Raw genomic sequence first — 26,147 nt, forward strand, 5'->3', positions numbered from 1 at the left:
AATAAGGAGGAAAAATTTTGGAAGATCAAAAGAAAAACATTCAAGAAGTTAATCTAGTAAGCGAAATGAAAGATTCCTTTATCGATTATGCGATGAGTGTTATTGTTTCTCGTGCCTTACCTGATGTTCGTGATGGCTTAAAACCGGTTCATCGTCGTATTTTATACGGCATGCATGAACTAGGTGTAACACCAGATAAAGCACATAAAAAATCTGCCCGTATTGTCGGAGATGTTATGGGTAAATATCACCCACATGGTGACAGTGCAATCTATGAATCGATGGTTCGTATGGCTCAACCATTTAGTTACCGTTACATGCTAGTTGATGGTCACGGAAACTTTGGTTCTGTCGACGGTGATGGTGCAGCGGCGATGCGTTATACAGAAGCACGTATGAGTAAATTAGCGTTAGAAATGTTGCGTGATATCAATAAAAAAACGGTTGATTTCCAAAGTAACTACGATGATTCAGAGTCGGAACCAACTGTTTTACCCGCTCGCTTTCCTAATCTTTTAGTCAACGGAACAACAGGGATTGCGGTTGGTATGGCAACCAATATTCCACCGCATAACTTGAATGAAGTGATTGCAGCAATTGACGTATTGATGGATAATCCAGATGCGACAACTGCTGATTTAATGGAAGTACTTCCAGGGCCAGATTTCCCAACGGGTGGACTTGTTATGGGTAAATCGGGTATTCGTCGTGCTTACGAAACGGGTCGTGGCTCTATTACCATTCGTGCAAAAGTTGAAATCGTTGAAAAAACGAATGGACGCGAACGAATCTTAGTAACTGAATTGCCATATATGGTCAACAAAGCCAAATTAATTGAACGTATTTCTGAATTGCATCGTGACAAACGAATTGAAGGAATTACTGATTTACGTGATGAATCTTCGCGTGAAGGGATGCGAATTGTCATTGATGTGCGCCGCGATGTCAGCGCATCAGTTATTTTAAATAATTTATATAAAATGACACCTCTACAAACTTCTTTTGGTTTTAACATGTTAGCGATTGAAAAAGGTGTACCAAAAGTTTTAAGTGTGAAACGTATTTTAGAAAATTATATCGAACATCAAAAAGAAGTGGTTGTTCGTCGTACAGAGTTTGATAAAAAGCGTGCAGAAGACAAAGCCCATATCTTAGAAGGTTTACGTATTGCTTTGGATCACATTGATGAAATCATTGCGATTATCCGTGGATCAAATAATGATGCAGCTGCTAAAGAAGCTTTGATTACTCGTTTTGAATTTTCAGATCGTCAAGCACAAGCGATTTTAGATATGCGTTTACGTCGCTTAACCGGCTTAGAGCGCGACAAGATTGAAAATGAATACCAAGAATTACTTGTTTTAATTGCTGATTTAGCTGATATCTTAGCAAAACCTGAACGAGTAATTGAAATTATTCAAACGGAATTACATGAAATTGGTCAACGTTTCGGTGACGCTCGTCGTACGGAGCTCTTAATTGGTGAAGTATTGAATCTAGAAGATGAAGACTTAATCGAAGAAGAAGAAATCGTTGTGACTTTAACCAGCAATGGTTATATTAAACGCGTAGCGAATACGGAATTTAGAGCACAACGTCGTGGTGGACGAGGCGTTCAAGGGATGGGTGTCCATGATGAAGACTATGTTCAAACATTGATTTCATGTTCAACCCATGACACGTTACTCTTCTTTACTAACGTTGGAAAAGTTTACCGAGCAAAAGGTTACGAAATTCCAGAATATGGTCGGACGGCAAAAGGAATTCCAGTAATCAATCTATTAGGAATTGATTCAAATGAACAAATCCAAACGATTGTTTCAGTGAATAATGAAGAGATTTCAGGTAATGGTTACCTCTTCTTTACAACACGTTTAGGTGTCGTAAAACGGACATCTGTAACAGCTTTTGCGAATATCCGTAGTAATGGATTAATTGCGATTGGCCTTAAAGATGGCGATGAATTAGTCAATGTTCTGAAGACGACAGGTGAAGATGTTGTTATTATTGGGACACACGATGGCTATTCTGTTACATTCTTAGAAGAAGCAGTTCGTGATATGGGACGTACTGCAGCCGGAGTCCGTGGTGTTCGCTTAAGAGAAGAAGATTACGTGATTGGTGCTTCGATTATTCGAGGCGAAGATGAAGTCTTAGTTATTACTGAAAATGGTTATGGAAAACGAACAAAAGGTTCGGAATATCCAATCAAAGGCCGTGGTGGTAAAGGGATTAAGACGGCTAATGTTACCGAGAAAAATGGTCCGTTAGCTGGTTTAACGACTGTTTCAGGTGAAGAAGACTTATTATTGATCACAAATAAAGGGGTCATGATTCGCTTCCATACAGCCGATGTTTCGCAAACCGGTCGTGCAACTTTAGGTGTTCGTCTAATTAAGATGGAAGAAGATGCAAAAGTTGTAACAATGACGACTGTTGAACCGGAAGAAGTAGAAGAAATAACCGAACAAGAGTAGAAAATCAAAAAATGCTTGGGATCCAATGGATTCCAAGCATTTTTTTGATTTAAATTTCCTCAATAAATGACAAAATAGAAGGTAAAGCTGCACCAACAGCAATTGATTCTTTACGTTGATTACAAAGGAAAATATAGTCGGATTTGTCACCAAAAGAGTTTCGCCGATCCAATTTTTCTTGGATGGTATGTAAGTAAGGTTCGAGATGACTACCGACATATCCTCCAAGAATAATATCACAGTCTAGTACCATTCGAATGGCATTCAACGTTTCAACCAAATCAATTACATAAGCATCAAAAATCGTTCGAAATTCCTGATTTTCAGGCAATTCATCAAAAAAGACTTCTAAATTTCCATCGGTAAAGCGAGAAAGTTGTTTGGATGCTAGATATTGATCGACACAGCCTCTTTGTCCGCAATAACATTGTTTTCCGTCACTATGTAAGCGCAAATGACCGACTTCACCAGATTTTAAAGTATTTCCATAATAAGGTTCACCATGTGACAAAACACAGCCACCGACGTTATTACTCAGCATAAGATAAAAAGTAGTATTAGTTGGGGGATAATTCCAAGTTTCACCAAAACCAGCTGCATTGGCATCATTATAAAGTTTACATGGGAGTCCTAGATAATTTTCAATTTCTTTGACTTCAAGTGATTTGATTCCTAGTATTTCACCATAGACCACCTTATCATTTGTAATATTCGTCAATGCAGGAAGCCCGATGCCACATTCCAACACGTTATTTAATTCAACTTTATTTTTCTCTAAAATCGTTTTGATAAGCTCACGTAATTGAATAAAATAACTTTCTGTATTTGAAAATTTCTTTTTAACACGAATATAGTCCACAATTTCCGAGGAAAGGTTAATTAGAACGAGAGAAATATGATTTTTAGTAATGTCGATACCAATCGAGTAACGAAGTTGTTGATTGATAGAATACTCTTTTGAGTTTCGTCCCCCCGTATTCTTTTCCATACCTGAATGAATAATTAGATTATCGTCCATTAGTTGACTAATACAAGAATTGATTGTCGGTAAACTCAAATTTAAATTCATTTGGAGTGCTTGTTTAGTTGTTCCAGGATTGGAATAAATGTAATTGAATACTTCTTTTTTATTGCTATTTTTACGCATTTGGTTACCTCCTTAAACAGTATTTATGCGTTTAATTAATTATAAAATTGATTCATTTTCATTATCTCGCACTCATTATATCAGAGTGGACTATCGAACGACAAGAGATATATAAAATACTTTTACAAAGTTATTTTATAAAAGGTGTTGACAAAAGAGTTTGCAAAGAATAAGATATGAAATGAAAACGAAATCACTTTGTGAAATTTCAAAAACAGCAAATAACAAATTGACTATTTGCAAAACAATTTAGGAGGAAGAATCATGGACGAATTTTTAAATGGAAAAATGAAAGCGCTTGTGGCTAGTGGTGTTGGAGAGTATGAATTAGCATTGGATTTTCCAATCCCTGAATGTGGACCGGATGAAGTTTTAATCAAGACTGAAGGTTGTGGTATTTGTGCAGGAGATCTGAAATGTTATAAAGGCGCTTCACGTTTTTGGGGCGATGAAAACCAACCAATGTGGGTAAAACCACCATTTATTCCAGGACATGAATTTCTAGGCCATATCGTTAAAATTGGTGAAAATGTTAAAGGGTTTGAAATCGGCGAACGAGTGATCGCTGAACAAATCGTACCGTGTGGCGAATGTCGTTATTGTAAAACAGGACGCTATTGGATGTGTGAGCCACATGCGACGTTTGGTTTCCAAAAAGAAAACAATGGTGGAATGTCTGAATATACACTATTTCCTAAAACAGCTTTAATTCACAAAGTTCCTCAAGATTTACCAATTGAAAAAGCTTTATTAATTGAACCTTATGCTTGTTCAAAGCATGCAGTGGATCGTGCAAATATTTCGAACGAAGATGTTGTCGTGATTTCAGGTGCCGGAACCTTAGGTCTAGGGATGGTTACTTATGCACATATGAAAAATCCATATAAATTAATAGTGATTGATTTAGTGGATGAACGTTTAGAAAAAGCTAAAGAGTTCGGTGCAGATATTGTATTAAATCCTAATAAAGAAGATGTTGTTCAAGTAATTAAAGATTTAACAGAAGGTTATGGCTGTGATATTTACATTGAAGCAACGGGACATACAAGTAGTGTCAACCAAGGTTTACAAGCAATTAGAAAATTAGGGACATTTGTTGAATTCAGTGTCTTTGGTGAAGATACGACAGTTGACTGGAGTATTATTGGAGACGTAAAAGAATTGGATCTTCTAGGTGCACACTTGTCGCCTTATTGTTATCCATTCGTGATTGAACATATTGCTAATGGCTCTTTAAAAACAGATGGTTTAGTCACTTCAACTTATCCAATTGAACAATGGGAAGAAGGATTTGAAAAGGCAACAGGCGTCGATGGTGATTTTAAAGTTGCTTTGTTATTCGATAAATAAAAATTTAATATAAGAAAAAGGGGGATTCGTAATGATTATTGGTATTTTAATTGTTTTAATCTTTGTTGTCATGGCAGCTTTAATGATGATGAAAAAAATTCCAGCGTTGCTAGCATTACCGGTTATGGCTGTTTTGATTAGTATCGCAGTCGGTCTACCTGCAACAGGAGAAGAAGGTATCTTTACATTTGTTTTAGACAATGGTTCGACTCGCTTAGCGGGGACTTACGTCGCAATCTTATTTAGTTGTTGGTTATCTCAATTATTAAATCGTACGGGTGTAACGAATACATTGATAAAAAAAGCGGCTGAACTTGGTGGTGACCGTCCACTAATTATTGCTTTGTTATTACTGATTGTCACATTCATTATGTTTACAACGTTATATGGAACAGGTGCGGTAGCAATGGTTGGAGCCGTAGTCTTACCAATCTTATTATCAATTGGTATTCCAGCTGAAATTGCTGCCAATAGTTTCTTAATGGCGATGACAGGTGGCTATGTTTTAAATCCGGCTAATATTTCGTTAATTACAAATATTACTGGTGTTGATGCACAAGTCATTAACCCTGCAGCTGTTATCTTAGCAGTTCTTAGCTTATTGTTCATGCTTGTTTATTTAATCTATGGCTTTAAAAAAAGTGGCATTCGTTTAGCGATGTCGGTTGATACAAAAAAAGCCAGTGATCAACAATTACATGGTTTCAGAGGATTTATGGCATGTATGACACCAATTGCAGTTATCTTTATGACTTTAGTTTTCAAATTACCTGCTCTGCCAGTATTTATGGTTGGACTTGTTTGGGCAGTTGTCTTTACTTATAAAGGAACGTGGGCTCAAAACGTCAATTTATTAGTTAAAAGTTGTTACGAAGGTTTTCGTGACGGTGCGCCGACTGCAACGTTAATGTTTGGGATTGGAATGATTATTAATGCGGTAACCGCACCAACTACGCAAGCAGTTATTAATCCATTTATGAAAGCGATCACACCTACAACACCACTTGGACTAATTATTTTTATCTGTGCATTGAGTCCTTTTGCATTATATCGTGGTCCATTTAACCTGCAAGGTTTAGGTGCTGGTTTAGCGGCAAGTATGCTAGCAATCAATGTTGTCCCTGTGGCAGCATTATCAGCTGTTTTCTATGCCGCCTTTAGATGGCCAACACAAGCATGTCCAACATCGACACAAGTGGTCTGGACGGCAAACTACGTAGGGATGGATCCCGTATCATTAACCAACAAAACGCAACTTGCCAACTGGATTGTAACGATTATTTCAGTTGTTATTCTGACCTTTATATACTTTAAATAATGGAGGAATCATTGATGAAAAAATACAGAGTAGGAATCGACGTTGGAGGAACTTTTACAGATGCGGTTGCAGTTGATAATGAAACGTATCAATTGGTAGGACAAGTAAAAGTTCCTACAACGCATGATGATATACACGGTGTTAGTGCCGGAATTGTAAAAGCTTTAGATAAATTAATGGATGAGTATCAAATCGCTGCTGAGCAAATTACTTTTATTGCGCATGGAACAACACAAGCGACGAACGCACTTTTAGAAGGTGACGTTTCAAAAGTCGGAGTTGTGACGATGGGTAAAGGGATTGAAGGTTGGAAATCAAAAATCGATACAAATATGGGTAAAATTGAGATTGCAGAAGGTAAATTTTTAAATACCAGCAATCACTATATTAATTCAACTAAAAATATTCAAACGGAGATGCGTAATGTTTGCCAGAAGATTAAAAATGAAGGTCTGGATAGTGTCGTAATTTCTGAAGCATTTAGTGTGGATAATCCCGAAAATGAAGAATCGTGCGCCTTAATTGCTAGAAAACAAGGTCTTCAAGCGACAGCCAGTCACGATGTTTCTAAATTATACGGATTAAAAGTTCGGACGCGTACAGCGGTTGTTAATGCTAGTATCTTACCGAGAATGATGGAAACGGCTGATATGACTGAGTCAAGTATCAAACGTGCCAATATTAAATCCCCACTTATGATAATGCGTTGTGATGGTGGAGTTATGACGATTGATGAAGTCAGAACACGTCCAATTCTAACCATTTTATCGGGACCAGCTGCGGGTGTGGCAGGTGCCTTAATGTATGAAAAACTAACAGATGGTATTTTCCTTGAAGTCGGAGGTACAAGTACAGATATTTCATGTGTGAAAGACGGGAACGTTGTCTTGAAGTATTCTTCTATTGGTGGCCATAAAACATATTTGAATTCACTTGATGTTCGAACTGTCGGAATCGGTGGCGGAAGTATGGTTCGGATTGATAGTCATCATAAAATTACAGATGTCGGTCCGCGTAGTGCACATATTGCTGCTTTGGATTATGAAGTCTTTGCGAATGCGGAAGATATTCAAAATCCAGTTTTAAAAGCGATTAGTCCACTCCCAGGAGATCCAACATATGCTTATATTGAATGTAGTAATGGAAAAGAGTATTCATTAACATTGACTGGTGCAGCAAATATTTGTGGATATATTCCTGAAGAAGATTACGCACATGGCAATCTTGAAGCAGCAATCAAAGCTTGGGAACCTTTAGCAAAAGCAATGAATTTATCAGTTAAAGAAACAGCAGAGATGGTATTAGATTTGTCAGCTAAAAGAAATGGCGAAGTTGTTTCTCAAATGATTAAGGATTATGGTTTGTTACATGAAGAAATTACAATGGTTGGTGGTGGTGGCGGTGCCTCATCAGTTGTCCCTCACCTTGCAAATAAATTAGGGGTAAACTTTAAAATTGCTGAAAACGCATCGGTTATTTCACCAATTGGTGTGGCACTTGCTTTGGTGAGAGATATGGTTGAACGTACAGTAACCGATCCAACGGAACAAGACATTATGTCTATTCGTAAAGAAGCAATTCAAATGGCAATCAATTCCGGAGCAACAGAAGATTCGATTGAAGTTAAGATTGAAATTGATAGTCAACAAAACAAATTACGTGCGATTGCCACTGGAGCAACCGAACTACGATCTAAGACATTAGGTGGTCGTAAGAAAACGGAACAAGAATTAAAAGAAATTGTGGCTGATAATTTAAAACAAAATGTGAATCAAATTAATATTTGTGGTAAAAACGATTACTTCACTGTTTTAAGCAGTACACGACAAAAGAAACATCTCCTTTTCTTTAGAAAAGAATATACACCAGTTCGGGTTGTTGACTATGAAGGGGTTATTCGATTACAAAAAGTCAACAGTACAGTTGTTACAACACCACTTTCTAAATGGAAGAGCACCGTCGATCATTTAATTGCTGAAAATATCGTCTATGGTGATGGTGGTGAAGAAATACCAAATATTTATATTATTGATGACGCTCGAATCATCGATTTATCTGGAATGCGGGACGCTTCGCAAATTTTATCTTTATGTGAAGCAGAATTGAAAGCGTCTTCTGGAAAATCTGATTTAATTGTCATTTGTACCTTAACTACAGAAAATCAAAGAGGGTAATTTGGATGAGTACTTTTGAACAACATCAACTGAATATTTTGAAGCGAGATACTTTGATTCATCATATCCCCGAAGATGATTATCAAGTAATTTTTGAAAAAGTTGCAACGCATGGTCAAGCGGTTATTCAAAAGTACTGGTCAATTATTCAAAGTGAAAGGTTAATTGCTTGGATCTTAAAACAAGGGATTCATATTGCTTTTCAAACAAAAGTCACGCAAAAAAATCGTTTAGTCTTTGGAGAGTATGCCGAAAAAACGCAGCGAATCATTCTATACGAGGAAACGATTCAGAAACATCCTTTTGAATTTGTCGAAAACACGTTGGAATTTACTTTACTACATGAAATTTATCATGTGATTGAGGCTAAAGAAAAAACCAATTATCAAACCTATTATCAAGTTACACAAACATTATTGGGTCCAATTAAGCTCAAATCGGGCATTATTAGTTTTTCTGAATTGTCAGCGAATTATTTTGCTTATTGGATACTAGAATACTGGAGGAATAAAAATGAAGAAATCACTGAAGAAAACTAAAATGAAGACACAAGTATTAGTATTAGGTGGCGGACCGGGTGGTGTTGGTGCAGCAATTGCTGCAGCTAGAGAAGGTGCAGAAGTCATTATTGTTGACCGACAAGGATTCCTTGGAGGAAATATGACAATTGGCTTACCATTATTAGCTTTTTTAGATGCACAAGGAAGACAAGTTACACGTGGCTTACCACAAGAATTGGTTGATCGTCTAACGGAATTAGGCGGCAGTTTTGGCCATCGTGAGTGTCCATTACATAATTCAACGACCGTTATCGATCCAAGTTTAATGAAAGTCGTTCTTTTTGAAAAAATGAAAGAATATGGTGTTAAGCCGATGCTCCATTGCGAAGTTGTCGATGTTGCAGTTGAAAATGACGAAATTAAATCGGTAACTGTCAAAGGTAAAGGGCAAGAAATTGAGATTGAAGCAGACGTTTATATTGATTCAACGGGCGATGGTGACGTGGCTTTCATGTCTGGTGCTGAATTTGAAAAAGGACAATATTCTAATGGCGAAACACAACCGCCAACATTAATGTTTACAGTCGGTGGATTTAAATTAGATGAATTTATGGACTTCTTAAAAGAGAACCCAGATCAATTAAAACACGGCGATTCAATGAAAATTCGTCCAGGTTATACACCAGAATTCTTAAGTGAAAGTGAAAACCATGTGTTTGTTGGTTTAAGAAAATTAGTCTCAAAACTAAGAGAAGAAGGTAAATGTCCGATTGACCGTGATACGATTATTTATATCAATTTACCAAAAGATGGTTATATTGCGTTGAACTGCATTCGAATCTTGAATTTTGATGGTACAAACTTAGAGGACATTAGTAATGGAGAGATGACTGCTCATTTACAAATCTTACCATTAATTGAAATGTTAAAAGAACATGTTCCTGGATTTGAAGATATTTTCTTATCATCGATTTCACCATTTATTGGTATTCGCGAAACACGTCGTTTTATTGGTCAACAAATGATTGTTGAAGAAGATGCCATTAACGGAGTGATTCCAGAAGATACGATTGCTCTGGGTTCTTATATCATTGATATTCATAGCGGGTCAGGCGATTCAACAATTATTAAATCACTTGCTGGTCCTTACGGAATTACTTATGGTGCAACGTTATGTAAATCGATTAAGAACTTAATGTTAAGTGGTCGTTGTATTAGTGTTGATCCAGTGGTCTTTGGTTCATCTCGTGTAATGCCTACTTGTATGGCAGTTGGTGAAGGTGTCGGAACGGGTGCTGCAATGGCTGCGAAATTAGGAATTTCACCAGAAGAAGTGGATGTTCAAGAAATCAGAGAAAGCTTATTAGCGCACAATGCTATCTTGAGTTTAGACTAGAGGGAAGATTATGACGAATAATCATAAAGCAATCATTGAAGATGGCAAAGCAGTCTTAGGAATTGAGTTAGGCTCGACCCGTATCAAGTGTTGTCTAATTGATGAAAGTAAAACGCCTTTTATATCGGGTGAATTTGAGTGGCAGAACCAATTAGTTGATGGCATATGGACCTATGCCATCAATGATATTTGGGAAGGATTACAAAAATCTTATGCTGACTTAGTTCAAAATGTTCAAATGACGTATCAAGTTCCTTTAAGAAACTTAAAAGCACTTGGAATTAGTGCGATGATGCATGGTTATTTAGTTTTTGATGAAGGTGATCAGTTACTTGTTCCATTTCGAACGTGGCGGAATTGCATTTCCTCAGAAGCAGCCAATTATTTAACGAAAGAATTCAATTACAACATTCCTGAGCGTTGGAGTATTGCGCATTTTTATCAAGCAGTCCTGAATAATGAGACTCATGTATCAAACGTTGCATTTATGACTACACTCTCTGGCTATATTCACTGGCAATTAACCGGTAAGAAAGTTTTAGGTGTCGGCGATGCTTCTGGGATGTTTCCAATTAATGATCAAACACATAATTATGATGAGAAAATGCTTTCTCGTATGGATGAATTACTTGCAGAAAAAAATCTTTCGAATAAAATTGAGGCTATTTTACCAAAAGTACTATTAGCCGGTGAGTTAGGTGGATATTTAACTGAAGAGGGTGCCAAGCGACTCGATACTTTAGGGCAGCTTGAAGCGGGTATTCCTTTATGTCCACCAGAAGGCGATGCTGGAACGGGAATGGTTGCGACGAATACGATTTCTCAAAAGCAAGGAAACGTCTCGGCAGGAACTTCGATTTTTGCAATGTTTGTTTTGGAACAGGCATTGAAGAATGTTTATCCAGAAATTGATATTGTTACGACACCAGACGGTTCGATGGTTGCGATGGTTCACGGTAATAATTGCTCTACCGACATCAATAACTGGATTCGTATTTTTGATGAATTTGCAAAATTAATGGGTTATGAAGTGACAAAAGAAGAACTTTATGAAAAGTTATTTACCCATTCATTAAATGCGGCCCCGGACGCAGGAGGACTCCTGAATTATGGTTATTATTCAGGTGAACCATTAAGTGGTGTCATCGATGGGAGACCATTAATGCTTTTCCATCCAAATGCAGATTTTAACTTAGCTAATTTTATGCAAAGCCACTTGTTCTCGTCGTTTTCTGTTTTATCTTTAGGAATGAATATTTTAACGACCAAAGAAAAAGTAGCGATTGATAAAGTTTTTGCTCATGGTGGTCTATTCAAAACAGAAGCAATAGCCCAAAAGGCCTTAGCAACGGTTTTAGACAAACCCGTTTCAGTCATGAACACAGCGGGAGAAGGCGGTGCTTGGGGAATTGCGCTCTTAGCCGATTATCTAACTTACGCTGAACAAGGTATGACATTGCCAGAGTATTTAGCAAAATTTGTTTTTGAAGCATTGGAAGAAAAAGTGATTACAGTAGGTAAGAATGAAAGAGAAGGTTATTTAGCTTATTTTGAACAATATCAACAAGCTTTACCACTAGCTCAACAAGCTAGCCGTTATATCTAATCATGTAAAAGGGATGGTGTAGCCATCTCTTTTTTTGTTCGAAATTAAAAAAATCTAGTGGAAAAAAATTAACGAATCTTGCGTAAGTAACTGGTGACGACAAAAATATGCGGGTGATTTAGTAAAATACTTGCAAATCAAGTAGAATGTGTGTATAATTATTTTCCGTGAGTAGTCATTTATGGCCACTTTCTCTGCTCCTTTAAAAGTAAGGGAGCCTAAGACCATAGGGAGGTGAAAAATCAATGGAAAACGCGAAATATGAAATTTTATATATCATTCGTCCTAACATTGATGAAGAAGCAAAAACTGCTTTAGTCGAACGTTTCGATACAATCTTAAAAGACAACGGTGCAGAAGTTATCGAGTCTAAAGTTTGGGAAAAACGCCGTCTAGCGTATGAAATCAACGGATTCCGTGAAGGTATCTATCACATCGTTAAGATTTCTGCTCCTTCAGATGCAAATGCGGTTAATGAATTTGACCGTTTAGCAAAAATCAATGACGATATTATCCGTCACATGATTGTCAGAGAAGAAGCATAAATTGTTTCACGTGAAACAAAACGATGAGAGGAATGATTTATTTTGATTAATAATGTTGTATTAGTAGGTCGATTAACAAAAGATCCTGATTTGCGTTATACTTCAAGTGGTACAGCGGTAGCAACTTTTACACTAGCAGTTAATCGTAACTTCACTAGTCAAAGTGGCGAACGTGAGGCCGATTTTATTAATTGTGTCATCTGGCGTAAGTCAGCTGAGACGTTAGCAAACTATGCTAAAAAAGGGTCACTAATTGGGGTGACTGGCCGTATACAAACAAGAAACTATGACAATCAACAAGGTCAACGAGTTTATGTTACGGAAGTTGTAGCAGAAAACTTCCAATTATTAGAGTCGCGTACAGTAAATGAACAACGTCGTTCAGCACCAAGTGATGATTTTAATTCGAATCAACCAAGCTTTGGAAACAACAGCTACAATCAAAACCAAAATCAAACTTCTCCAACAAACGGAATGCCTAATTTTGATCGAGACACATCGGATCCGTTCGGTGGTTCATCAATTGACATTTCAGACGATGATTTACCATTCTAAGAAATTGATAGGAGGGAAATAGGATGGCACAACAAAGAAGAGGCGGACGCAAACGTCGTAAAGTAGACTACCTTGCAGCAAACCATATTGAACACGTTGACTATAAAGACGTTGAACTTTTAAAAAGATTTATTTCAGAACGTGGAAAAATCTTGCCACGTCGTGTAACTGGTACAGGAGCGAAAAACCAACGCAAATTAACTGTAGCAATTAAACGCGCGCGTATCATGGGATTACTTCCATTCGTAGGCGAAGAAGGTTAATTATTAGGGATCTCACTTAGGTGGGGTCCTTTTTGTTTTAATTAAAGTAAGTAACAAAACTATGCTAAAATAGAAGTCGCATAGACATTGTCTCAAGGGAATCAGTCATGAAACCTTGAAAAGTAGTCAAAAATAGTTTTTAATAAGAGACAGAAGCTTACAAAAGAAAAAGGAGCGATTATATGAAAGTTATTTTTTTAGAAGACGTTAAAGGTAAAGGTAAAAAAGGCGAAGTAAAAGAAGTCCCTTCAGGCTACGCGCAAAATTACTTAATCAAAAACAAATTAGCAAAAGAAGCAACGAAAGAAAGTCTAGCAGAAGTTGCTGGTAAGAAAAAAGCAAAAGCGAAACAAGATGCTGAAATCTTACAAGAATCAAAAAATCTAAAAGAAATAATCGAAGCCGAAGACACCATCGTTGAAATTAAAGCAAAAGCCGGTGAAGATGGACGTTTGTTTGGTTCGATTCCTTCAAAACAAATTACTGACGCTTTAGAGAAACAATATAAGATCAAAGTAGATAAACGTAAGTTAGATTTGAAACAACCGATTCGTGGTTTAGGAACAATGGAAGTTCCAGCTAAACTCCACCACGAAGTAACAGCAAAAATCAAAGTTAAAGTAATCGAAGGTTAATTTTTTATTAGCCAAACATTGAGCGAACGTCCAAAAAAACGTTCGCTTCTTTTTTTGAAAAAAACTTGATTTTCAAATCAATCAGCGTTACCATAGAGTTATTAGGAATGGGTTGTTAGCTCAGTTGGTAGAGCAGATGACTCTTAATCATCGGGTCGCGGGTTCGAGCCCCTCACAGCCCATAAAAGATAATTCAAGGAGATAGCTAAACGTTGGTGTGCAAGCATTTTGAACGTTTGAGCTATCTCTTTTAGTTGTCTGTACTTTTCTCAAATGCGAGAGTTAAAGAAATCTTATTTTGTTGTCAATTGTGATTTGACATGATTTTTAGTAGAATAGTAAGGAATGAATCGATTAGGAGCGAAAAGCATGAATGAAGTTTGGCAAGATAAGATACCGCCGCAAGATATAGAAGCAGAACAAGCCGTATTAGGTGCGATTTTTCTTGATAGTGACACATTGATTGATGCAATGGAAATCATCGATTCTCGGTCTTTCTATCGTCGTAGCCATCAAATTATTTTTCAAAGTATGGTTCAACTAAATGATCGTAGTGAAGCAATTGATGTGATTACATTGAAGTCTGAAATTGAACGTAGCAACTCTTTAGAAGATGTAGGAGGGATTAGTTATTTAGTCGAGCTAAGCCAGGCAACGCCTTCTTCAGCGAGTGTTGCGTATTACGCAAAAATAGTTGACGATAAATTTGTTTTACGTCAGTTAATTCAAACGGCTAATCAAATTGTGACAAAAAGTTTTGAACAAGGCGATGACGTTCAAAATATTGTTGATGAAGCAGAAAGAAGCATTTTAGAAGTATCCGAAAAACGAAATAGTACAGGTTTCCAATCAATTGCTGATGTTTTAAATAATACGATTGAAACCATCGATCGTCTGGCACAAAACAATGAAGAGATTACTGGTTTACCAACTGGTTATCAAGCACTAGATAAGATGACAGCTGGTCTACAAAAAGAAGAGCTCATTATTTTAGCGGCTCGTCCAGCCGTGGGTAAAACAGCCTTTGCTTTAAATATTGCACAAAATGTTGGAACGAAAACGGATCAATCAGTCGCCATTTTTAGTTTAGAGATGGGGGCGGAATCATTAGTTAACCGGATGCTTTGTGCGGAAGGATCGATTGAGGCAAGTCATCTTAGAACCGGTCAGTTGAATGAAGAAGAATGGCGCAACTTAATTGTTGCGATGGGAAGTTTATCTCGAGCGAATATTTTTATTGATGATACTGCCGGAATTAAAATTTCTGAAATTCGTGCGAGGTGTCGAAAATTAGCTCAGGAGCAAGGCGGATTGGGGTTAATTTTAATTGATTATCTGCAATTAATTGAGGGAACCGGTCGTGAGAATCGTCAGCAAGAAGTTTCTGAAATTTCGCGTCAATTAAAAAAATTAGCAAAGGAATTAAAAGTACCTGTAATTGCTTTGTCACAGCTCTCGCGTGGAGTGGAGCAACGACAAGATAAGCGGCCTGTTTTAAGTGATATCCGTGAATCTGGTTCGATTGAGCAAGATGCGGATATTGTAGCCTTCTTATATCGTGATGACTATTATGAACGAGAAGGCGGCGAAGACGAAGATCGTGAAGAACCAAAAAATGACAACGTGATTGAAGTTATCATCGAGAAAAACCGTAGCGGGGCACGTGGAACGGTCGAGTTATTATTTATTAAAGAATACAACAAATTTTCCTCCCTTTCACCAAGAGAAGAATTTGGTTAGAGTATCATTTCCTTCCCTAGATAGAGTAAAAAAACACGTTAGCCTTTTGTACTGGCTAACGTGTTTTTGATTGTTTCGTTTAGTTGTACAGGGCTGCAACACGAGCTTGTACATCTTGGTTTTCTAAGAATTCATCGTAAGTTGTATCGGCACGATCGACTAGTCCATTATTTGAAACAGTGATAATGCGATTAGCAATTGTTTGAATAAACTGATGGTCATGGGAAGCAAAGAGTAAAACACCGTTGAACGCGATTAAACCATCGTTTAAGGCGGTAATTGATTCAAGGTCTAAATGGTTTGTTGGATCGTCTAAAACGAGTACATTGGCTTTAGAAAGCATGTTTTTAGATAACATACAACGAACTTTTTCGCCCCCAGACAAAACCTTAACTTTTTTCATTACTTCATCGCCAGAAAATAACATGCGTCCTAAGAAGCTACGTAAGAACGTGTTGTCATCTTCTTCTTTATTGGCATATTGACGTAACCAGTCGACAATGGTTAATTCATTATCAAATTCCGCACTAGGGTCTTTTGGTAAGTAAGATTGGCTAGTTGTTACACCCCAACGAACAGTACCTTCGTCTGGCGTAATTTCACCCATCAAGACTTTAAATAACGTCGTTGTAGTAATATCATCATTTGCTAAGAAGGCAACTTTATCTTCGCGACCTAAAGTAAATGAAATTTTATCGAGGATTTTCTTTCCATCGATTGTTACACTAACATTGTCAACTTGCACGACGTCATTTCCAATTTCACGTTCTGGTTTAAAACCAACGAATGGGTAACGGCGAGAAGATGGTTTAATATCGTCTAAAGTAATCTTATCTAACATTTTCTTACGTGATGTTGCTTGTTTGGATTTTGAAGCATTGGCACTAAAACGTGCGATAAAGTCTTGTAACTCTTTAATTTGTTCTTCTTTTTTAGCATTTTGTTGTGACTGTAAACGAGCAGCTAATTGGCTTGATTCTAACCAGAAATCGTAGTTCCCAACAAATAGTTGGATTTTCCCGAAGTCTAGGTCAGCCATGTGTGTACATACTTTGTTTAAGAAGTGACGGTCATGGGAAACGACAATCACGGTATTTTCAAAGTTAATTAAAAATTCTTCTAACCAAGCAATCGATTGAATATCCAATCCGTTGGTCGGCTCATCAAGTAAAAGCACGTCAGGTTTACCAAATAGTGCTTGGGCAAGTAAAACTTTAACTTTTTGGCCGGCATTTAACTCACTCATTTGTAGGTGGTGTAAATCTTCAGATAGATTTAATCCTTGCAACAACATTGCTGCTTGGGGTTCTGCTTCCCAACCATCAAGTTCTGCAAATTCGCCTTCAAGCTCAGCAGCACGAATGCCGTCTTCATCGCTGAAGTCTTCTTTCATATAAATGGCATCTTTTTCTTTCATGACGTCATATAGACGTTTATGTCCCATAATAACTGTCTCAAGGACACTAAATTCTTCATAGTCAAAATGGTTTTGTTTTAAAATGGCTAAACGTTCATCAGGACCCAATGTAACATTTCCTGTTGAAGGCGAAATTTCACCAGATAAAATTTTTAAGAAAGTTGATTTACCAGCTCCATTTGCACCGATCAAACCATAACAATTTCCAGGGGTAAATTTAATATTTACATCATCAAAAAGTTTGCGATCTGAAAAATGCAAACTAACATCACTTACTGTAATCAATTCTTTTCCTCACTTTAATTTTTATTGACAAAGGTCTCTATGCATTATAGTAGGAATAGTTAGAATTATCAAGTATATCACTAGAAGACCTCTTATTTTTACAAAAGATTCGGCAAGCCTAAAAATATTTCACGACAAGCAATAAATGTGATATGATACAAGTATTAAATAGTCAATGTTACTTTGGGAGGGAAGAGATCAGATGGTTGATTGGATAATGGAACTAGCACCGTGGCAACAGGCGCTAGTTGGTACTGCTTTTACTTATTTTATGACGGCATTAGGAGCTGGATTGGTTTTTTTCTTTAAAAAAATTAATCGCAACGTTCTAAGTTTGATGCTTGGTTTTGCTTCAGGTGTGATGATTGCTGCGAGTTTTTGGTCACTGCTTGATCCAGCGATTGCTAAAGCAGAGGAAAATGGTAGTATTTCATGGCTTGTAGTTAGTATTGGTTTTGGATTGGGTGGGCTTTTCTTGTATGCAGCGGATAAAATTTTACCGCATATTCATTTCGGACCCAATCAAAAAGAAGAAGGAATTCCTAGTCACTTTAAACGGACGGCATTATTAGTTTTTTCCATTACTTTGCATAACATTCCAGAAGGGTTAGCAGTCGGTGTGGCTTTCGGTGCAGCTGCAAGTGCAGATGACCCACGAGTGGCCGTTTTAGGGGCGCTATCACTAGCAATAGGGATTGGGATTCAAAATTTCCCAGAAGGAGCAGCTGTTTCGATTCCTTTACAACAAGAAGGTCTGAGTCGAGGAAAAGCTTTTTTCCATGGACAAGCTTCAGGTTTAGTTGAACCTATTGCAGGAGTTCTTGGCGCTTTGCTTGTCGTTAGAATGACACCCATTTTACCTTATGCGTTAGCGTTTGCAGCTGGTGCGATGATTTATGTTGTAGTAGAAGAATTAATCCCAGAAGCTCGGATGACGAATGAAGGACATCGCCATTTTGGTGTTTTTGGTACGATGTTAGGCTTCATTATTATGATGATGTTAGACGTAGCGTTAGGATAAAAAAGAAACTTGTCTCGAAAATCGATAGTGATTTTCGAGACAAGTTTTTTCTTATTTTCTTACTTGTCCATTGCCATAAACAATGTATTTCGTAGAAGTTAATTCATTTAAGCCCATTGGACCGCGCGCATGCAGTTTTTGCGTAGAAATTCCAATTTCAGCACCAAAACCAAACATGAAACCATCAGTAAAACGAGTCGACGCATTGACGTAAACTGCGGCAGCGTCCACTTCGTTTAAGAAACGTTGTGTCGCAAAATAATTATTTGTGACAATTGCTTCGGAATGTTTGGTCCCATAATGACGAATATGTTCCATTGCTTCATCTAGAGAATGAACGACTTTAATAGCTAACATTAAATCTAAATATTCAGTTTCCCAATCAAGTTCAGTCGCGAGTTCAGCCGATTTTAAATAAGCTTTGGCTTGTTTATCAGCAAAAAGTTGAACACCTTCTGGTACGAGTAATTTTTCAAGTTCAGATAAGAAAACAGGGGCTACTGCTTCATGAACTAAAATGGTTTCGACTGCATTACAGACAGAAGGACGTTGAACTTTAGCATTAAACGTAATATCTAATGCCATTTGTAAATCAATATCTTCATCAATATAAATATGATTGTTGCCCGTTCCGGTTTCAATGACAGGCACAGTCGCTGATTCTTTGACGCGACGAATTAGGCCGGCACCACCGCGAGGAATTAAGACGTCTAGGTAGTCATTTAGGCGCATAAATTCATTGGCAACCTCATAAGAAGGGTCCGCAATTAATTGAATGGCAAAGGAATCAAAGTGATTGGCTTCTAATGTTTCTTGTAAAATTTTTACAAGCTGTTGATTTGAATGAATTGCTTCTTTTCCACCACGTAAAATAACCGCGTTTCCGGTTTTAAAACACAGACTTGCTGCATCGGTCGTAACGTTTGGACGGGATTCATAAATAATTCCAATCACGCCCAGCGGTACGCGTTGTTGGCCAATCATTAGACCATCCGCATTTTTCCACATTTTTTCAACTTCTCCAATTGGATCAGGTAGTGTGGCTACTTGGCGCATTCCCTCAGCCATTTCTATAACCCGCTCTTTAGTCAGTCGTAAACGGTCAAGTAGGGCATCGGTAATGCCATTTTCTTTAGCTTTTGCAAGATCTTTAGCATTAGCATTTAAAATAAGTTGACTATTTTTTTCAATCGCGTCAGCCATTTTTTCAAGTAGTTGATTCTTATGTGTCGTATCTAAAAGGGCGAGTTTTTGACTTGCAGCTTTCGCCTGTTGTCCAAATAAAACTAAATCACTCATTAATTTTCCTCCTTTTTAAAGAACGTACCAATGTCATCACCATTTAAAATATCAAAAATAATTTTTGGTCGTTTACCGTTTGCAAGGACCATGCTACTATCGAATGAGAAAATTCGCTTGGCAGCTTTCAATTTACTACTCATGCCCCCCGTCCCAAAAGCACTCCCTGGTCCGGTTCCTTGGGCCATTAATTCATCGTTAATTTCATGAATCTGTGAATATAAAGTGGCACTAGGATTCGTTGTTGGATTAGCCGAGTAAAACCCGTCAATATCAGAAAGCATAATCAGTACTTCAGATTGAATTAACTGCGACACAATGGCAGAAAGTTGGTCGTTATCACCAAATTTGGTTGAATGGTCCAGTTCATCAATTGCAACGGTATCATTTTCATTAATAATTGGAATAATTCCCATATCAAGCAATTGCTCTAAGGTATTAATAACGTTTTTACGGCTTTCAGGGTATTCGATAACATCGCGTGTTAGCAGAATTTGTGCAGTTTGTTGACTATAGCTCATAAAGCGTTGCGCATAAATGTTCATTAAAGCAGCTTGGCCCACAGCGGCCACCGCTTGTTGTTCAGGAATTGAGGTGGGTCGTTTCGCTAAATTCAACTGATGCATACCGACACCGATCGCACCGGATGAAACTAAAATGACTTCTTTTCCTTGGTTTTTTAAGTCTGTTAAAACAAAAGCCAACTCATCAACAGCCGATAGATTAATCGTACCGTTTGGATGAATCAGTGAACTTGTTCCGACTTTTATAACTAAACGTTTTGCATTTTTTAACGATTGACGCATTTCTTCACCTCATATTTAATAATGGATTTCAAGACTTTGTCCTATTGTACTCGTAAAATGTGATTTCGTCATGTTTTATTCGCCAGATGTTTGAATTATCTAAAAATTTGTAAAGAACCGAACAATTTTGATTCTAATTCTACCTTTTAGGGAAAATATGTTAAAATAAGAATAGCATTTTTTGGAGGATGAACATGAAAATACGTGGATTTGAAGTAATTACAAGTTATGAAGGACAAGGAATTAATATTCCTCAAAGAGCAACCCATCAAGCAGCGGGTTATGATTTTGAAGCAGCTGCAGATGTAACGATTCCAAGTATTTGGAAACAGTGGTTAAGTCGTCGAGTAGGTACCGATCAACAAGTCGCAAAAAAAATTAAACCGGTCCTTGTACCAACCGGAATTAAAGCTTATATGGGTGAAGAAGAATTTTTACAATTAGCCAATCGCTCGAGTAATCCATTAAAACGTTTTTTGGTTTTATCAAACGGTATTGGAGTTATTGATAGCGATTATTACGATAATCCAGGAAACGAAGGACATATTATGTTTCAGTTTACAAACTTTGGTTTGACTGATTTAACAATTAAAAAAGGGGAGAAAATCGGACAAGGAATTTTCTTACCGTTTTTAAAAGCCGATCAAGATCAAAGTTTAACTGAACGAACAGGTGGTTTCGGTTCTTCGGATGTCATTTAAAAAGTAGGAGGACAATATTGGCAAAAAAAGCAAAAACACAATTTGAGTGTCAACATTGTGGTTACATTTCACCACGTTATTTGGGAAAATGTCCAAATTGTAATAGTTGGAACTCACTAGTTGAAGAAAAAATACAAGATACAACCGATCGCCGTAGTCGGACAACGCTAACAGGTAAAAAAATGCAGCCGATGCGTTTAAATGAAGTTGTTGCTCGTAAGGAGCCCCGTGTTAAAACGAAAATAGATGAACTCAACCGGGTCTTAGGTGGTGGGGTTGTCCCAGGTTCGATGGTTTTACTTGGTGGCGATCCAGGAATTGGTAAATCAACCCTCTTACTACAAGTTTCGCAACAACTAGCTGCGACAGGTGGCAAAGTACTTTATGTTTCTGGCGAGGAGAGTGCCGAACAAATTAAAATGCGTGCCGAGCGCTTAGGTGCGACGAGAGACGAATTTTATTTGTATGCCGAGACAGACATGCAAGATATTCATAAAGCGATTGAATCGTTAGAACCAAGTTACGTCATCATTGACTCGATTCAAACCATGACACAGCCAGACGTGAGCAGTGTAGCCGGTAGTGTCAGTCAAGTTCGCGAGACGACGGCTGAGTTATTAAAAATTGCGAAGACAAATGGCATCGCAATTTTTATTGTTGGTCATGTGACGAAAGAAGGATCGATTGCTGGTCCAAGAATGTTAGAACACATGGTGGATACCGTTTTATATTTTGAAGGAGAACAACATCAAAGCTTCCGGATTTTAAGGGCAGTTAAAAATCGTTTTGGTTCAACCAATGAAATTGGTATTTTTGAAATGCGTGAAGGCGGTCTACATGAAGTTGCGAATCCTTCACAAGTCTTTTTAGAAGAGCGCTTAGCTGGTGCAACAGGTTCGGCGATTGTTGTGGCAATGGAAGGCACGCGCCCAATTTTAGTCGAGATTCAAGCGTTAGTAACTCCAACAATGTTTGGAAATGCCAAACGAACCACAACGGGACTTGATTTTAATCGAGTTTCCTTAATTATGGCCGTGCTTGAAAAACGTGCCGGTTTATTATTACAAAACCAAGATGCATATTTAAAAGCTGCCGGCGGTGTGAAATTGAATGAACCCGCAATTGATTTAGCTTTGGCGATTAGTTTGGCATCGAGTTATTACGAAAAAGGTACGAGTCCAACAGAATGTTTTATTGGTGAAATTGGTTTGACGGGTGAGATTCGACGAGTGACATCAATTGAACAACGAGTCAAAGAAGTCCAAAAACTAGGATTCAAAAAAGTTTACGTACCAAAAAACAATCTCGCCAACTGGACACCACCAAAAAATATCGAAGTCATCCCTGTTGCAACACTAGAAGAAGCACTAAGAAAAGTATTTAAGTAAAAGAGGCTATTTTTTGTGCGGTCTGGATCGAGAGATAAGCAAACTTACGAAAAAATCGTTTTTTGATTTTCTTCGAAAGTCAGCTTATCTCCGAGATCCAGCACAAAACATGCCGTTTAAACTAGAGGTCGTACAGGAAGTGTCCAGTGATGAGTAATAAGCAAAGAATCGTTCAAAAGTTTTTTTTTACTTTTGAAAAGATTCAGGCTTATTACCGAATCACTACTTCCTGTACACCGTTTGTAAAAGAGGCTATTTTTTGTGCGGTCTGGATCGAGAGATAAACAAGCTTACGAAAAAATCGTTTTTTGATTTTGTTCGAAAGTCAGCTTATCTCCGAGATCCAGCACAAAACATGCCGTTTAAACTAGAGGTCGTACAGGAAGTGTCCAGTGATGAGTAATAAGTAAAGAATCGTTCAAAAGTTTTTTTTACTTTTGAAAAGATTCAGGCTTATTACCGAATCACTACTTCCTGTACACCGTTTAATCTAGAGGTTGTACAGAAATTGTTTAAGGATGAACTATAAGTAATTATCTGGAAAGCAAGTTCCAGATTTGCTTCTACCGATAGTCTTAAGGAACAAAGATAAATAAAAAAAACAAAAAAATAGGAGGTTAGGTTATGCAAAAAAGAATTATTCGCGCATTGTTAATTTTAGCTGGCGCGAGCTTGGGTATTTCATTATTGCCTGCTGCCTGGACAGCAATGGGTTATGAATCAAATCAGTGGCTGAATAATACAGTAACGAACAGTTTGTTAGGTGCAATTATTTTCTTTTTATTCTCGTTATTAATCGTGAACTATATTTCAGCAGGTATTAAAAAAATTGAGAAAGCGCTGGGTGAATTGAGTTTATCGTTCATTTTATTTGGCGCAATCGGTTCACTTATCGGACTATTAATAGGGGTTATCATTTCGATTCCATTCTTCGCTTGGAACTTGCCTTTTGTAAATAGTGTTGTTCCCGTCATTTTAATGTTGCTTTTTGGTTATTTGGGTTTTCAAATGGGGACAACAAGAGTTGAAGAGTGGATGAAAATTTTCAGCTCTAAAAATAAAAAACAAGAGCAACAAAATGAACAACAAATATTAGAGCGCAAAGTTGATGATTACTTTCATAAATATAAAATTTTAGATACAAGTGTGATTATTGATGGCCGGATTTATGATATTGCTAAGACAGGATTTTTAGAAGGAACGATTTTAATTCCTAATTTTGTCCTTTATGAATTACAATATATCGCTGATTCGGGTGATAACTTAAAACGAGTACGTGGTCGTCGTGGTTTAGATATTTTGAACTCCTTACAAAAAGAAGAAGGCATCTCGGTTGAAATGTATGAAGGTGACTTTGAAGAAATTACAGAAGTTGATAGTAAATTATTGAAATTAGCGAAACTACTCGACGGTGTTGTTGTAACGAATGATTATAATTTAAACAAAGTTGCCGAGTTCCAAAATGTCCCAGTCTTAAACATTAATGAACTAGCCAATGCAGTCAAACCGGTTGTGATTCCAGGTGAAACGATGGAAGTCGTTGTAGTAAAAGCAGGAACGGAACGTCAACAAGGAGTCGCCTACCTAGATGATGGTACGATGATTGTTGTCGAAGATGGTCAGCACTATATGAATGAGAAATTAACAGTTGTTGTCACAAGTGCCTTACAAACGGCAGCAGGTCGAATGATTTTTGCTCGTCCATCACATTCACGCCGAGGGATTACCAAATCGGAAGAAGAGGAATTAAAAGGCAAATAAGTCGATTTATCATGAGCGAGACTTTACTAATCTTCTTATAAAATGTACAATTCTAGACAAGTAGTTGTTCAAATAAACGGATGACTAAAATAGCCTATATAAAAGGGATGAAGAACATGACAAAAATTCGCGTGCGCTATGCACCAAGTCCAACAGGGCATTTACATATTGGAAATGCTCGAACAGCTTTATTTAATTATTTATTTGCACGTCATCACGACGGTGAGTTTATTATTCGAATTGAAGATACGGACCAAAAACGTAACATTGACCATGGAGAAGAAAGCCAATTAGAAAACTTAACGTGGTTAGGCATTGATTGGGACGAATCACCAGATAAGCCAGGCGCTTACGGTCCTTATCGCCAATCAGAAAGAAAAGAAATTTACTTGCCATTAATCGATCAATTATTAGCAAGCAATCGTGCGTATAAATGTTACTGTACAGAGGAAGAATTAGAAGCAGAAAGAGAAGCACAACGTAGCCGGGGCGAAATTCCTCGTTACAGTGGAAAGTGTGCCCATTTATCTGTTGAAGAACAAGCGGCTAAAGAAGCAGCAGGACTGGAATCAGTGATTCGCTTCCGCGTACCACGTAATGTAGAATACCGTTTTAATGACCTTGTAAAAGGTGAAATTGTTTTTGAATCAGACAATGTCGGTGGCGATTTTGTTATTTTAAAACGTGATGGAATGCCAACGTATAACTTTGCGGTAACGGTTGATGACCACGAAATGAAAATTACTCACGTTTTACGTGGGGATGATCATATCGCTAATACACCGAAACAAATGATGATTTATGAAGCATTTGGCTGGAATTACCCTGAATTTGGTCATATGACGCTAATTATCAATTCTGAAACAGGTAAAAAATTAAGTAAACGTGATGAATCGATTTTACAATTTATCGAACAATATCGTGACCTTGGTTATTTACCAGAAGCGATGTTCAACTTTATTTCATTATTAGGTTGGTCACCGGTTGGGGAAGATGAAATCTTCTCGCAAGAAGAATTTATTAAAATGTTTGATACGAATCGTTTAAGCAAATCACCAGCAGCTTTTGATAGTAAAAAATTAGAATGGATTAATAACCATTACATTAAACAAATGGAATTAGCGCAATTAACAGAAATGTGCTTACCTTACCTTGTAAAAGAGGGCTTATTGGAAGCTGAATTGTCAGCCGAAAAACAGGCATGGTTTGAGCGAATTGTGGCTTTATACCAACCACAAATGAGTTTTGCTGCTCAAATTACAGAACTATCAAGCTTATTCTTTGCAGAACATCCTGTTTTAGATGAAGCAGCTAAAGAAGTCTTAGCAGGCGAAACTGTTCCAACGGTTTTAGCAGCTTTTAAAACACAACTTGAAGCGATGGATGTTGTTGAAGCCGCAACGGTTAAAACAGCGATTAAAGCTGTTCAAAAAGAAACTGGCGTGAAAGGTAAAAACTTATTTATGCCAATTCGTGTCGCTGTTTCAGGTCAAACACATGGACCAGAATTACCAGAGACGGTTGAATTATTAGGAAAAGAAAAAGCGTTAGCACATTTAAATCAAGTCTTATAAAACAAACACATTGAACAGACGAAGTACTGATTTCTTTTTTTTAGGAAGATTGCGGCCGCTGAGAGCAATTAAAAAGAAACAGGAAATGCACCTGGGAGTGGCTTTAGTGAAAACTAAAGACGAAAAAGCACGTTACGCGTTAAAGGCAGAAACATTTTTCTGTGAAAAAAAGTGGAACCACGCCAAGCA

General features: G+C 37.4%; 21 protein-coding genes, 1 tRNA gene and 1 other annotated feature (1 of these 23 running past the window's edge). Of the genes, 18 read left to right on the top strand and 4 right to left on the bottom strand.

The genetic code is table 11. The annotated features are described in order from the left end of the window. The first annotated feature begins 17 nt into the window (after nucleotides 1-17). The gene (gyrA, locus tag ACFO3L_RS08520) at nucleotides 18-2,477 is read left to right on the top strand and encodes a DNA gyrase subunit A (RefSeq protein WP_379965986.1); all 2,460 of its coding nucleotides are present in this window, start codon (nucleotides 18-20) and stop codon (nucleotides 2,475-2,477) included. Between the two features lie 49 nt (nucleotides 2,478-2,526). Here gyrA and ACFO3L_RS08525 read toward each other — a convergent pair whose 3' ends face one another. Then, a complete protein-coding gene (locus ACFO3L_RS08525) occupies nucleotides 2,527-3,624 on the bottom strand; it encodes an ROK family transcriptional regulator (RefSeq protein ID WP_379965989.1) in 1,098 nt (365 codons plus the stop codon). Between the two features lie 264 nt (nucleotides 3,625-3,888). Between ACFO3L_RS08525 and ACFO3L_RS08530 the strand changes: the two genes are divergently transcribed. From ACFO3L_RS08530 to dnaB, 12 genes are all read left to right on the top strand, one after another. Next, on the top strand, nucleotides 3,889-4,974 hold the full coding sequence (locus ACFO3L_RS08530; protein WP_379965992.1) for an alcohol dehydrogenase catalytic domain-containing protein: 1,086 nt from the start codon (nucleotides 3,889-3,891) through the stop codon (nucleotides 4,972-4,974). Nucleotides 4,975-5,005: 31 nt separating this feature from the next. Beyond that, complete coding sequence (locus tag ACFO3L_RS08535) at nucleotides 5,006-6,292, top strand: hypothetical protein (protein WP_379965995.1); 1,287 nt, start codon at nucleotides 5,006-5,008, stop codon at nucleotides 6,290-6,292. Nucleotides 6,293-6,306: 14 nt separating this feature from the next. Next, nucleotides 6,307-8,466, top strand: coding sequence for a hydantoinase/oxoprolinase family protein (locus ACFO3L_RS08540; RefSeq protein WP_379965998.1), 2,160 nt, complete (start codon nucleotides 6,307-6,309; stop codon nucleotides 8,464-8,466). A gap of 5 nt (nucleotides 8,467-8,471) precedes the next feature. Beyond that, a complete protein-coding gene (locus tag ACFO3L_RS08545; protein WP_379966001.1) occupies nucleotides 8,472-9,005 on the top strand; it encodes a hypothetical protein in 534 nt (177 codons plus the stop codon). Next, on the top strand, nucleotides 8,980-10,362 hold the full coding sequence (locus tag ACFO3L_RS08550; protein WP_379966004.1) for an FAD-dependent oxidoreductase: 1,383 nt from the start codon (nucleotides 8,980-8,982) through the stop codon (nucleotides 10,360-10,362). Before ACFO3L_RS08545 ends, ACFO3L_RS08550 begins: the two co-directional genes overlap by 26 nt. Before the next feature lie 10 nt (nucleotides 10,363-10,372). Continuing rightward, nucleotides 10,373-11,968, top strand: a complete 1,596-nt coding sequence (locus ACFO3L_RS08555; RefSeq protein ID WP_379966007.1) for a xylulokinase — start codon at nucleotides 10,373-10,375, stop codon at nucleotides 11,966-11,968. A 245-nt stretch (nucleotides 11,969-12,213) separates the two neighbouring features. After that, entirely contained in the window at nucleotides 12,214-12,513 is a 300-nt protein-coding gene (gene rpsF, locus ACFO3L_RS08560; RefSeq protein ID WP_379966010.1) for a 30S ribosomal protein S6, read from the top strand. Between the two features lie 42 nt (nucleotides 12,514-12,555). After that, nucleotides 12,556-13,068 (top strand): single-stranded DNA-binding protein, encoded by a 513-nt coding sequence (ssb, locus tag ACFO3L_RS08565; protein WP_379966013.1) that lies wholly within the window; start codon nucleotides 12,556-12,558, stop codon nucleotides 13,066-13,068. Between the two features lie 23 nt (nucleotides 13,069-13,091). After that, nucleotides 13,092-13,331 (top strand): 30S ribosomal protein S18, encoded by a 240-nt coding sequence (gene rpsR, locus ACFO3L_RS08570; RefSeq protein WP_379966016.1) that lies wholly within the window; start codon nucleotides 13,092-13,094, stop codon nucleotides 13,329-13,331. 182 nt (nucleotides 13,332-13,513) lie between these two features. Further along, nucleotides 13,514-13,966, top strand: a complete 453-nt coding sequence (gene rplI / locus ACFO3L_RS08575; protein ID WP_379966019.1) for a 50S ribosomal protein L9 — start codon at nucleotides 13,514-13,516, stop codon at nucleotides 13,964-13,966. A gap of 109 nt (nucleotides 13,967-14,075) precedes the next feature. After that, nucleotides 14,076-14,148, top strand: a tRNA-Lys gene (locus tag ACFO3L_RS08580). Between the two features lie 187 nt (nucleotides 14,149-14,335). Further along, nucleotides 14,336-15,706 (top strand): replicative DNA helicase, encoded by a 1,371-nt coding sequence (gene dnaB / locus ACFO3L_RS08585; RefSeq protein ID WP_379966022.1) that lies wholly within the window; start codon nucleotides 14,336-14,338, stop codon nucleotides 15,704-15,706. Nucleotides 15,707-15,785: 79 nt separating this feature from the next. On the opposite strand, the gene ACFO3L_RS08590 is transcribed toward dnaB, so the two are convergent. Further along, nucleotides 15,786-17,408, bottom strand: coding sequence for an ABC-F family ATP-binding cassette domain-containing protein (locus ACFO3L_RS08590; protein WP_379966025.1), 1,623 nt, complete (start codon nucleotides 17,406-17,408; stop codon nucleotides 15,786-15,788). Nucleotides 17,409-17,610: 202 nt separating this feature from the next. On the opposite strand from ACFO3L_RS08590, the gene ACFO3L_RS08595 reads away from it, so the two are divergent. After that, entirely contained in the window at nucleotides 17,611-18,429 is an 819-nt protein-coding gene (locus ACFO3L_RS08595) for a ZIP family metal transporter (protein WP_379966028.1), read from the top strand. Nucleotides 18,430-18,480: 51 nt separating this feature from the next. On the opposite strand, the gene ACFO3L_RS08600 is transcribed toward ACFO3L_RS08595, so the two are convergent. Both ACFO3L_RS08600 and proB read right to left on the bottom strand, forming a co-directional pair. Then, nucleotides 18,481-19,728, bottom strand: coding sequence for a glutamate-5-semialdehyde dehydrogenase (locus tag ACFO3L_RS08600; protein WP_379966031.1), 1,248 nt, complete (start codon nucleotides 19,726-19,728; stop codon nucleotides 18,481-18,483). Beyond that, nucleotides 19,728-20,534, bottom strand: a complete 807-nt coding sequence (gene proB / locus ACFO3L_RS08605; RefSeq protein ID WP_379966034.1) for a glutamate 5-kinase — start codon at nucleotides 20,532-20,534, stop codon at nucleotides 19,728-19,730. Before proB ends, ACFO3L_RS08600 begins: the two co-directional genes overlap by 1 nt. Before the next feature lie 194 nt (nucleotides 20,535-20,728). On the opposite strand from proB, the gene ACFO3L_RS08610 reads away from it, so the two are divergent. The 4 genes from ACFO3L_RS08610 (at nucleotide 20,729) to gltX (ending at nucleotide 25,958) form a co-directional block, all read left to right on the top strand. Further along, on the top strand, nucleotides 20,729-21,235 hold the full coding sequence (locus tag ACFO3L_RS08610) for a dCTP deaminase/dUTPase family protein (protein WP_379966037.1): 507 nt from the start codon (nucleotides 20,729-20,731) through the stop codon (nucleotides 21,233-21,235). 17 nt (nucleotides 21,236-21,252) lie between these two features. Then, nucleotides 21,253-22,623 (top strand): DNA repair protein RadA, encoded by a 1,371-nt coding sequence (gene radA, locus ACFO3L_RS08615; RefSeq protein WP_379966040.1) that lies wholly within the window; start codon nucleotides 21,253-21,255, stop codon nucleotides 22,621-22,623. Between the two features lie 624 nt (nucleotides 22,624-23,247). Beyond that, on the top strand, nucleotides 23,248-24,384 hold the full coding sequence (locus ACFO3L_RS08620) for a PIN/TRAM domain-containing protein (RefSeq protein ID WP_379966043.1): 1,137 nt from the start codon (nucleotides 23,248-23,250) through the stop codon (nucleotides 24,382-24,384). A 116-nt stretch (nucleotides 24,385-24,500) separates the two neighbouring features. Further along, a complete protein-coding gene (gene gltX, locus ACFO3L_RS08625) occupies nucleotides 24,501-25,958 on the top strand; it encodes a glutamate--tRNA ligase (RefSeq protein ID WP_379966046.1) in 1,458 nt (485 codons plus the stop codon). 1 nt (nucleotide 25,959) lies between these two features. Beyond that, nucleotides 25,960-26,147: a binding site (T-box leader), on the top strand; it runs 12 nt beyond the window's last position.

Origin of the sequence: Enterococcus eurekensis, assembly GCF_042654605.1 — a bacterium.
GTDB lineage: Bacteria > Bacillota > Bacilli > Lactobacillales > Enterococcaceae > Enterococcus_I > Enterococcus_I eurekensis.

Excerpts from the sequence above, each read along its gene's own strand:
- ACFO3L_RS08595 (WP_379966028.1), top strand. The coding sequence starts at position 17,611 with ATGGTTGATTGGATAATGGAACTAGCACCGTGGCAACAGGCGCTAGTT.
- gltX (WP_379966046.1), top strand. The coding sequence starts at position 24,501 with ATGACAAAAATTCGCGTGCGCTATGCACCAAGTCCAACAGGGCATTTA.
- ACFO3L_RS08535 (WP_379965995.1), top strand. The coding sequence starts at position 5,006 with ATGATTATTGGTATTTTAATTGTTTTAATCTTTGTTGTCATGGCAGCT.
- rpsR (WP_379966016.1), top strand. The coding sequence starts at position 13,092 with ATGGCACAACAAAGAAGAGGCGGACGCAAACGTCGTAAAGTAGACTAC.
- ACFO3L_RS08610 (WP_379966037.1), top strand. The coding sequence starts at position 20,729 with ATGAAAATACGTGGATTTGAAGTAATTACAAGTTATGAAGGACAAGGA.
- ACFO3L_RS08600 (WP_379966031.1), bottom strand. The coding sequence starts at position 19,728 with ATGAGTGATTTAGTTTTATTTGGACAACAGGCGAAAGCTGCAAGTCAA.
- ACFO3L_RS08620 (WP_379966043.1), top strand. The coding sequence starts at position 23,248 with ATGCAAAAAAGAATTATTCGCGCATTGTTAATTTTAGCTGGCGCGAGC.
- ACFO3L_RS08550 (WP_379966004.1), top strand. The coding sequence starts at position 8,980 with ATGAAGAAATCACTGAAGAAAACTAAAATGAAGACACAAGTATTAGTA.
- rplI (WP_379966019.1), top strand. The coding sequence starts at position 13,514 with ATGAAAGTTATTTTTTTAGAAGACGTTAAAGGTAAAGGTAAAAAAGGC.
- proB (WP_379966034.1), bottom strand. The coding sequence starts at position 20,534 with ATGCGTCAATCGTTAAAAAATGCAAAACGTTTAGTTATAAAAGTCGGA.
- ACFO3L_RS08545 (WP_379966001.1), top strand. The coding sequence starts at position 8,472 with ATGAGTACTTTTGAACAACATCAACTGAATATTTTGAAGCGAGATACT.
- ACFO3L_RS08555 (WP_379966007.1), top strand. The coding sequence starts at position 10,373 with ATGACGAATAATCATAAAGCAATCATTGAAGATGGCAAAGCAGTCTTA.
- rpsF (WP_379966010.1), top strand. The coding sequence starts at position 12,214 with ATGGAAAACGCGAAATATGAAATTTTATATATCATTCGTCCTAACATT.
- ACFO3L_RS08540 (WP_379965998.1), top strand. The coding sequence starts at position 6,307 with ATGAAAAAATACAGAGTAGGAATCGACGTTGGAGGAACTTTTACAGAT.
- ACFO3L_RS08525 (WP_379965989.1), bottom strand. The coding sequence starts at position 3,624 with ATGCGTAAAAATAGCAATAAAAAAGAAGTATTCAATTACATTTATTCC.
- dnaB (WP_379966022.1), top strand. The coding sequence starts at position 14,336 with ATGAATGAAGTTTGGCAAGATAAGATACCGCCGCAAGATATAGAAGCA.
- ACFO3L_RS08530 (WP_379965992.1), top strand. The coding sequence starts at position 3,889 with ATGGACGAATTTTTAAATGGAAAAATGAAAGCGCTTGTGGCTAGTGGT.